The 1,034-nt window shown below is 41.1% G+C and carries 2 protein-coding genes and 1 pseudogene; 1 reads left to right on the top strand and 2 read right to left on the bottom strand.

The window, feature by feature from the left end; all coding sequences use genetic code 11:
* A pseudogene (locus ELS82_RS25230) lies at positions 1-121 on the top strand (IS110 family transposase); the annotation flags it as partial.
* A 33-nt stretch (positions 122-154) separates the two neighbouring features.
* Here the strand turns inward: ELS82_RS25230 and ELS82_RS25235 are convergent.
* Positions 155-442, bottom strand: coding sequence for a type II toxin-antitoxin system RelE family toxin (locus tag ELS82_RS25235; protein WP_013868556.1), 288 nt, complete (start codon positions 440-442; stop codon positions 155-157).
* A complete protein-coding gene (locus ELS82_RS25240) occupies positions 432-683 on the bottom strand; it encodes a type II toxin-antitoxin system Phd/YefM family antitoxin (protein WP_017038856.1) in 252 nt (83 codons plus the stop codon). The genes ELS82_RS25235 and ELS82_RS25240 overlap by 11 nt, the downstream gene beginning before the upstream one ends.
* Between the last annotated feature and the right edge of the window lie 351 nt (positions 684-1,034).

Genomic DNA, 1,034 nt, shown 5'->3' on the forward strand with positions numbered 1-1,034 from the left:
ACTTGCGGCAGGAAAACCAAAGAAAGTAGCCATAGTTGCCTGTATGAGAAAGATGGTTGTGATACTTAATTCGATGCTAAGAGACGGTGTAATGTGGGATAAAGATAGCGTCAAAGATTAACTATTGACGCCATAGTCTCTTGTTATGCTGCTGTTACGAGAACCTCGATGCTAGCTTTTTGTACACTGCATCTTTATCTCTTTTACCAATAGCCAACACATACACCACAATTTCATCGTCGATGACTTCGTAGGCTAAGCGATACCCCGCAGTGCGAAGTTTGATCTTGTAAACTGAGTCATAGCCACGAAGCTTAGATGAAGGAACATGCGGATTTTCGAGACGCTCTTTAAGCTTCTTTTTGAACTGACTTTGAATTGGTGGAGCTAGCTTACTCCACTCTTTCTTGGCGGCAGGTAGAAATTTAAGCTTATAAGTCATCGATATCTACTTCCACCGCTTCAGATAACTCACCGCGGCGACTTTCAACTAGTTTAGCAAGCTCGTAGTCATCGAGCATATCCATTAGAAACTCATAGGTTTCTGCTGGAACAAGATAAGCTGCTGGCTTATTGTGGTTCAGAATAGCAATAGCAGAACCATCAGCTTCGTTTAGCAAAGCGGTGGGATTTTTCTTTAACTCAGAAATACTTGCTGAACAATCAGCTAAAACCTGTCTCATAACTACACCAATTAAGCATTTAAATAAGTGCTAATTTTAGACCTTATTTTAAGTCTTAGCCAGAAGTTTTTGATTGCAGCATAACGCCCAATTAAGTTGTGAGCAACACTGCCACATTGCCTAGACACTTCACCGTAATCACCAAACAAATTGAAACCGAAAGCGCCGAGCGTTGCGAATCAGCTTGAATTGTTTGTTATAACCCTTGGATTCAAGTACGAAGTGCGACACCTCTGAACATAAAAACAGTGAGATGCGATAATCATGAAGTTTGCTCCCGCCAAGAAGTAAAAAACATGAAATACACGCACCTCACTGAGAACGAAAGGTATATGATTTCTGCGCTCAGAA

This window comes from Vibrio ouci, assembly GCF_004551525.1.
In the GTDB taxonomy this organism is placed as follows: Bacteria; Pseudomonadota; Gammaproteobacteria; order Enterobacterales; family Vibrionaceae; genus Vibrio; species Vibrio ouci.